Here is a 7,564-nt window from a genome sequence, read left to right on the forward strand (position 1 = left end):
GGCATGAGCAAACCCTGCATCATCTGCGTCGCGATCACCGGCTCCCTGCCGCGCAAGGCGCACAACCCGGCAGTGCCGGTCACGGTCGAAGAACAGATCGAAAGCACCCATGCGGCGTTTGAGGCCGGGGCCAGCATCTGCCACGCGCATGTGCGCAATGAAGACGAGTCCCCCTCATCGGATCCGGAGAGGTTCGCGCGTCTCAAGGAAGGGCTGGAAAAGCACTGCCCCGGAATGGTGGTCCAGTTCTCCACCGGCGGGCGATCGGGTGCGGGCAAGGAACGGGGCGGCATGCTGCACCTTCGCCCGGACATGGCATCGCTTTCGGTGGGGTCGAACAACTTCCCCGCCCGCGTCTACCAGAATCCGCCGGATCTGGTGGACTGGCTGGCGGCTGAGATGATCACCCACGGTGTGAAACCCGAGATCGAGGCCTTTGACCTCAGCCACATTCACCAGGCTGCACGGATGCAGGCGGACGGGCGTTTGAAGGGGCCATTGTACATTCAGTTCGTGATGGGGGTGAAAAACGCCATGCCCGCCGACCGCGATGTCTTTGACTACTACGTGAAGACCGTAAACCGCCTGTTGCCCGGTGCAGAATGGTGCGCTGCGGGGATCGGCCGGGACCAGCTGACCCTGAACGAATGGTGCGTCGCCAATGGCGGCCACGCGCGGACAGGACTGGAGGACAACATCCGTCTCGGCAAAGACCGGCTCGCTTCGTCCAACGCCGAACTGGTGGCAAAGGTGACGGAGATCTGCCACCGGCACGGCCGCCCGGTCGCCACGCCGGCCCAGGCGCGGAAAATTCTCGGCTTGGCGTGACACTGGAATTCGGCATGGACACGCGGCGGGTCAATATTGAAGCAGCAAAATCAACTGAGCAGACCCGATGGCGGAAATGCAGGTCCCTAGCATGCCACGCGGGGCACTTCACGGCTAGGCCCGGATGCTGTCAGGCGGCGTGAAAATGTTGCAGGTTGCGCCGTTTTAGCGCCTGGCGGGCCAGGCCGCCGTAAGCCCTGCGGACCAACCCGCGCCCGTGTTCGCCAACCAAGCAATGAACCGCAGCCAGTTCAGAGAAGAGACCGAAAAGTTCCTGCCGGTCTGCAGCGCACAACCCGCGGATGGCTTCGGGACCGGGCCAGAATGTCTCAGTTGCGATACCTTCTGCGAAAATCACCTCATGCCGCTCGGTCATGAGGTGCACATAGGTGACCGGATTGGCTGCCCCGGCCTGTTGTGTGCAGTTTTCGTCAACTGCTGCCAGCAGTTTCGCCGAGAGAAAACTTTCGCCAAGCTGCGTGTCTTGTCCAAATGCTTTGGGGCCGGCTAACAGACGGTGCTGGGGGGACAGCAGCATCGGGCGCTCCGGAGACAGCAGGCCGCCCGGTCGGACACAATATGGTCTTAGATGCGGGTGCTGCGCCAGCTCTGCCGGGTTCAGCGTGCGCTTGCCGACCCAGATTACTGGCTGAAAACCATTGTCGGCGGTTTGCAGCATGTCGCCCACCCGGATCCCGCCCGCAGGCACTGCACCGCGTCTGGTGGCAAGAAGCACACCCGGCGTGAAACAGGGGATGCCTGCAGAAATGAGCTGGGCGGTGGTTGTGATCTGTGACGGGGCCACCCCCTGCAGAACAAGTTTTTCACCCCCCGGAAACGTGAGCAGCGCATTACCGGATCCATCGTCGGTTACCGAGATATCGCTGGTGCGGACAGCCCCGTCGGGTCCGGTGCCGCCGGTCAGATCGGAAACATCAATCTGGTCATTGAAGAAACCGTCGCTGTCATCGTCAGCAATGCTGAAATCGCTGACAGTGTCGATGCCGCCCGCCCCGGTCAGGATCAGTTCGTCATAGCCGGCCCCGGTTGTAATGGAATCATTGCCCGCGCCAAGCGTGATCGTGTCATCGCCTGCTCCAGCGTCGATCGACACCCCGGCGCTGTCAGCCGAAGCATCCACCACATCCGCCTGATCCGTCAGCTTAAGCGCCTCGATCTCGGAAAAGGTGATTGTGTCGGTGCCGTCGGTGATCGTGCCGGCCTCATCGCCGGTATAGGTGACCGTGACCCCGGTGGTGGCCGCCGAGACGTCGACCGTATCGTAGTCGTTTCCCGCCTCGCCGCCGGTCAGGGTGTCATTGCCGAACCCGTCGGACATCTGGAACGTATCCGCATCAGCCTCGCCGTGCATTTGATCGTCGCCGCTGCCGCCCACCAGCAAGTCATCGTCGTTGCCGCCGTACATGGTATCGGCGCCGTCGCCGCCTTCAAGAGTGTCATTGCCATCGGTTGCGACGATGCTGTCGTCACCGGTGCCGCCTACCAGGCTGTCATCACCGGCAGAGTTCCGCAGCGTGTCATTGCCCGCACCGCCGATCAGCGTGTCATTGCCAAGACCGGTGGTCAGGCTGTCGTTGCCGTCGCCGCCTTCGATGTAGTCGTCGCCATCGCCACCGGCGATCGTGTCGGCGCCGATACCCCCGATCAGGGTGTCGTTGCCGAGGCCGCCGTCCATCACATCATCGCCGCCGCCGCCCTCCAGGCTGTCATGACCTGAGTCGCCGTACATCAGATCGTTATCGTTGCCGCCAACCAGCAGGTCGTCATCGTTGCCGCCGTACATGGTGTCGGCGCCATCACCCCCGATCAGCGTGTCGTTGCCGTCGGTTGCCACGATGCTGTCGTTGCCTACTCCGCCGACCAGGCTGTCATCACCGGCAGAGTTCATCAGCGTGTCATCGCCTTCGCCGCCGATCAGCGTGTCGTTGCCAAGGCCGGTGGTCAGGCTGTCGTTGCCTGCGCCCCCTTCGATGTAATCGTCGCCTTCGCCGCCAGAGAGCGTGTCGCCCCCGGCCCCGCCGATCAGAGTGTCCGCACCGGTGCCGCCATCCAGAACATCGTCGCCGTCGCCGCCATCCAAACTGTCATCGCCAGCCTCGCCGAACAGGGAGTCATCCCCCCCCTGGCCATAGACCACGTCGCTGCCGTCACCGGCCAAAACAGTATCGGCCCCTTGTTCTAAGGCGGTGGTGACCGGGTCATCAATCGTGCTGCCCGAAAGGGTAAATCCCGCCCAGCCTTCGCGTGTTTGCAGCGTGAATTCGATCGACGATTTATCCTCGAAACCGGCAGAAAACCAGGCATCCTGATCGGTATAATCGTTGTAGTCGGATCCGGTTGCGGTGACCAAGCTGCCGTCAACCGCCGTGCCAAGCGACGTGTCCGAAGACACCCCGAATGAGGTGAAACTGTCGCCGTCGATTATGACTGCCTCGGCATCGCCATAGCCGCTGTTGTCATCCACGTCATTGAAGGTTGCCGTTGAATTCAGGTAGACCGGCTCACCGGTGTCCGGATCAAAGAACTCAAGCCGGAAGGTCGCCTGGTCACCCGGATCGTCACCGCCCAGCAGAATTTCCGCGCCGGCTGTGTAGCCGAATTGAACTGACATGTCCGGGTTGGATTTCTCCACCAGCACCAGCCTGCCCCAGACTTTGGTCCCGTCCTCCAAGGTGGCGACGTCGCTGAAAACGGCATTATTGCCTGCGGATCCTGACGAGCCATCGTGGGAAATGCTCTGGATATTGTTGATATCCAGCACCAGCGGCGTGGCGTCCACCCCCTGGTCGAACCCATCGCCCATGTCGCCATAAACGGTATCGTTGCCATCGCCGGCGTCAATCAGGTCGCTGCCTTCTTCACCGGCAACAGTATCTTCGCCTGCACCGGCTTCGATTGTGTCGTCGCCGGTGGTTCCATCCAATTTGTCACCAGCATTCGTGCCGGTTTTGGAAGCTACGAGGTCAAGGACCCAGTCTGGTATCGGCATAATCTTGTTCGGCTTTCAATTTTACTGTGAAGGAAGAGCAACCAAATTCCTCCGGATGCCGGCTGCCTTGCCGGTAGTTGCCGTTTGCGTCGCAAAGACCGATACGCGAGTGCAGGAAAACAAACCGTAAACTCACCGGAAATTACAAATGAACTGCCTTCTGGGAGACTGGCCCAGCGATGCGGGCAATCCCAGCACGGCACATGAGCACACTGGAACAAGGCAGGCCTGGCTTTCAGCGACCAAGAAAGCCAACGAACCACCCATAGATCGATACCCATAGTCACTGACGCAAATGCTTTCAGCTGGGTAGTGCGGCGCGATTCCGGCGCTGTGTTCCTGCGTGCAGGTTCCAATGTCCCCGTGCTAGGGAAATCACGCAGGTCCGCAGCCGGTGTGATGCACGGTGACGGTGCTTTGTTCCCGAAGCAGATGCTGCGCCGCAGCGCCGGCGTGAGACAGGCTTCAACCACCAGCAGAATCTCCCGGCTGGCCATCAGCGCGCTGCCATCATCTGCTTGCCTGCTGACAAAAGCCCAGCCGGGCAATCACCCGCAACGGCTTGAATTTGCCCGCACCATTTGGAACCGATCAGGGCAGCGATTTCCCCGTCCTCCAGCTCAACCGCATGCTTGCCCAAAGATTTGCGCCCCTGTGCGAGAGGGTGCGTTCCATTCGCCGTCCCCCTCAGATTTGAGGCCGGTGCTATCAATCAAGAGGTTCAGCGGGCCTGGGCTGCCACGAGACGGCTGGCTTACGTTCAGCGTTCTCTGGCGGCGGCATAGGGTGCTGAATCCCGGCACCGCCCGTCAACCCGGGCGACCGCAGCAAGCTCTCAACGAAACCCGCGGTCTGCCGGAGCGGCAAACCAAACAGAACCTTCAGGGTCAGGCAGGCCTGGATCGCTGTATCGCTGAAATCATGCTGACGCGCTCGCTTGCCCGTTGGCGGCGGCGTCCAGGTCATCTCCGGATCAAACCAAATCGACAGCGATCCGCGTTGCTTCAGCGCGCTCGCCAGCGTGCTCGAACCAGTGGCGTATCAATGGCTCGCTGTACGATGGCCAGTTCCTGGTCTTGTACTTCTTAGGGGGCCGCATGCTCAGGTTTCGCAGCTATCATACTGGTTTCATGCGGTGAACCCCTAGAGCGATTTGTGCAACAAAGCCGGTTGATCCATCCATCGCGAGAGTGACTTTCGTGTTCATTCAATGCTTTCGAACCGAATTGGCTTCTGCTTCTTGCTTTGAAAGATCAACGTATGTTCCTTGACTTAGCCGGCAGCAATGACATCAGCTTCTCATTTCAGCGCAACTCAAAATGTGGGCTCTCGTCTTTCCATGAATGCGGTGAGTGCCTCTGTAAACTCTTCGGATTTGATGCCCGCACCGAATTGCACGATCTCGTCGCGAACCCGATCTCTCAGGTTTCCGGTCAGAGGTGCCCTCAGAAGGGCTTTTGAATTGATGACTGCGTTGGGTGGCTGTTTGACGAGAACCATGACCGCTGCTTCCGCTGCCCGTGCGACCTCATCTGCAGGCAGAGCGTTGTTGACCAGGCCGAGAGTGACCGCCTCTTCGGCACCGAAACTACCGCCCAGCAATATCAACTCGGCCGCCTTTGCCTGCCCGATCAACCGTGGAAGCAGATAGGATGCGCCGGCTTCAGGTACCAGGCCGAGATTTACAAACGGAAGTTGGAACCGCGTGTCCTTGGACGCGTAAATCAGGTCGCAGTGCAGGAGCATGGTTGTTCCGATGCCGATCGCCAGACCTTCCACCTGTGCGACAATCGGTTTGGGAAACGTGACAAGCGCGTCGATAAACCGTGCCGCCGGCCAATCGTCGCTGTCAACCTGATTGCGGAAATCGTCTATGTCATTCCCGCTTGTAAACACGCCACCCGCACCTCGGATCCAAACGGCCCGGATCGAGGCATCCGCCGCAGCTTCATCAAGCGCCTCAACCATCTTAAGATACATGCCACTGCCTATCGCGTTCTTTTTTTGCGGCGCCGACATTGTCAGGCGCAGGGCGGCGTCCAAGCGCTCGACAACGACATCTGCAGTATCGGTATGTTCAGCGGTCATGTTGCGGGGTCCTTGATCTAGGAGTGAAGTGGAAATGCTGCCCAACGTGCCAGCGAGGCGAGTTGAAGGTCTCTGCGGGCAGAATGTCTTGCAAGCCGGTCGATCCACACTCAGGAGCTGACTTTTGACTACCGCACATCACGGCCAGAACGGTAGCGATGTGCGGCAGATCGGAGCTGGCGGATCAGACCGCCTGCCGGTCTTCCTGGCTTTCTGTTTCCGCGACCGCCTTCAAAAACTTGTCAATGGCGTCGTGCATCTGCCGCAGGCCTTCTTCTTCCAGCGGATAGTGTCCGGCGCCTTTCAGCATCACCAGGTGCTTCTCACACGCCAGTTTGTCGAAGAACTTCGCCGAGGCCATCAAGGGCGTCCAATGGTCCTCATCAGGCTGTGTCAGAAGTACCGGGCAGCTTGTGAATTTCTCGGGCGGCACCGCCGCCTTGTACCCCATGGTGCTGGTCAGGAAGGCCAGCGGCACCGAGGATCCGCCCCATGTCTTGTCTTTGATGAGTATGGCCTGCGCTTCCGGCGGATTGGTCAGGGCGCTCATCTTGACCAGGTACCGGAGCGGGAGATACATGCGTTTGAGCGGTGTCTTGGACAACAGGCCCAGAACGAACCCGCCGACCGCCTCGCTGATTGCGGGCAGCGGAAACTTGGAAATGATCTGGTCGACCTCAGAATCCCGCAAGTCAAGGAAGCACATCCCGATGATGCCCCTGACCCGTGGTTCCAGAGCTGCCACATGATAGGTCAGCATGCCGCCGGCGCTTAGGCCATAGAGGACGATCGGCCGGGGGTCCCGCTGGTACTCCGCGTCAATGAATTTCAGGGAGATGTCGATCCAGTCTTCATAAGTGACCAGCCGTTCGTTGTTTTCCGTCATGCCGTATAAGGGCATGTCGATCGCCGTCACTTCAAATCCCCTACGGGCAAGGGCGGCCCCGGCAATCATTGACAGCAACCGTCCGTTTGTACCGACGCCGTGATGCAACAACAGACGCACCGGCGATTCCGGGTTCGCAAACCGTTCCAGATGGATGGAACTCTTGCGCCAGGGAAATTCCGATTCTGCCGGTTTCACGTCTGCGGTTATCCCGATATCTTCCGGCAGGAATCTGTTTATCTGCTTCCAAGTCCCTGAAGTTTCATACGTTTTCATTTTCTCATCCTAGCGCAAAACCAACGGGAGAAGCAGGAAAGGGGTTGCTCCCATGAGCAGGAACAGGGTCCACTTTCCCGACGACGACACCTTGTAGCGGTGCAGAAACCAGGCGACGCAAGCCACCCCCAATCCGGCCTCCGCGATGGTTCCGGCCACAGGTGCGACCACCCAAAGCTGTAATCCGAACTCCGCCGTGTCCGGCCCGTGAAAATTGTGGGGATAACCCGTTACCAGATCACAAAGCTCATGGAGGATGACCAAACCAAAGCACCAGGCTGTCACCACCCAGTTTCTGAAGAAGATGTAAACCAGAAATCCCGCTGCCAACGCCCAGCCGAGCACAGGCAGCAAATCGTGACTGTACCGCATATCTATGGTGGCACTGCCGATAGCCGGCAAGATTGAGTCTCCAAGCTCTACCTGTTCTGCACCTGTGAAGACGAATATCAACATCAAGTAGTCGATACCCTGCG

Annotated in this window: 5 protein-coding genes and 1 pseudogene; 1 reads left to right on the forward strand and 5 read right to left on the reverse strand. The window is 59.6% G+C overall.

All coding sequences use genetic code 11. The annotated features are described in order from the left end of the window. Nucleotides 1-3 precede the first annotated feature (3 nt). A complete protein-coding gene (locus L1069_RS19240) occupies nucleotides 4-828 on the forward strand; it encodes a 3-keto-5-aminohexanoate cleavage protein (protein WP_237456754.1) in 825 nt (274 codons plus the stop codon). A gap of 130 nt (nucleotides 829-958) precedes the next feature. Here the strand turns inward: L1069_RS19240 and L1069_RS19245 are convergent, their stop codons facing one another. The 5 genes and pseudogenes from L1069_RS19245 to L1069_RS19265 form a co-directional block, all read right to left on the reverse strand. Continuing rightward, on the reverse strand, nucleotides 959-3,838 hold the full coding sequence (locus tag L1069_RS19245; protein WP_237456755.1) for a Hint domain-containing protein: 2,880 nt from the start codon (nucleotides 3,836-3,838) through the stop codon (nucleotides 959-961). A gap of 665 nt (nucleotides 3,839-4,503) precedes the next feature. After that, a pseudogene (locus L1069_RS19250) lies at nucleotides 4,504-4,943 on the reverse strand (transposase); the annotation flags it as partial. Nucleotides 4,944-5,152: 209 nt separating this feature from the next. Continuing rightward, on the reverse strand, nucleotides 5,153-5,926 hold the full coding sequence (locus tag L1069_RS19255) for an enoyl-CoA hydratase-related protein (protein WP_237456756.1): 774 nt from the start codon (nucleotides 5,924-5,926) through the stop codon (nucleotides 5,153-5,155). A 184-nt stretch (nucleotides 5,927-6,110) separates the two neighbouring features. Continuing rightward, on the reverse strand, nucleotides 6,111-7,010 hold the full coding sequence (locus L1069_RS19260; protein ID WP_237456757.1) for an alpha/beta fold hydrolase: 900 nt from the start codon (nucleotides 7,008-7,010) through the stop codon (nucleotides 6,111-6,113). 87 nt (nucleotides 7,011-7,097) lie between these two features. Next, on the reverse strand, nucleotides 7,098-7,564 hold a 467-nt coding region (locus L1069_RS19265), incomplete at its 5' end, for a hypothetical protein (RefSeq protein WP_237456758.1).

The sequence above is a fragment of the Leisingera sp. MMG026 genome (assembly GCF_021654205.1).
In the GTDB taxonomy this organism is placed as follows: Bacteria; Pseudomonadota; Alphaproteobacteria; order Rhodobacterales; family Rhodobacteraceae; genus Leisingera.

What these genes read in the sequence shown, in the direction of transcription:
- L1069_RS19245 (WP_237456755.1), bottom strand. Translation starts at nt 3,838, where the DNA reads ATGCCGATACCAGACTGGGTCCTTGACCTCGTAGCTTCCAAAACCGGC.
- L1069_RS19255 (WP_237456756.1), bottom strand. Translation starts at nt 5,926, where the DNA reads ATGACCGCTGAACATACCGATACTGCAGATGTCGTTGTCGAGCGCTTG.
- L1069_RS19240 (WP_237456754.1), top strand. Translation starts at nt 4, where the DNA reads ATGAGCAAACCCTGCATCATCTGCGTCGCGATCACCGGCTCCCTGCCG.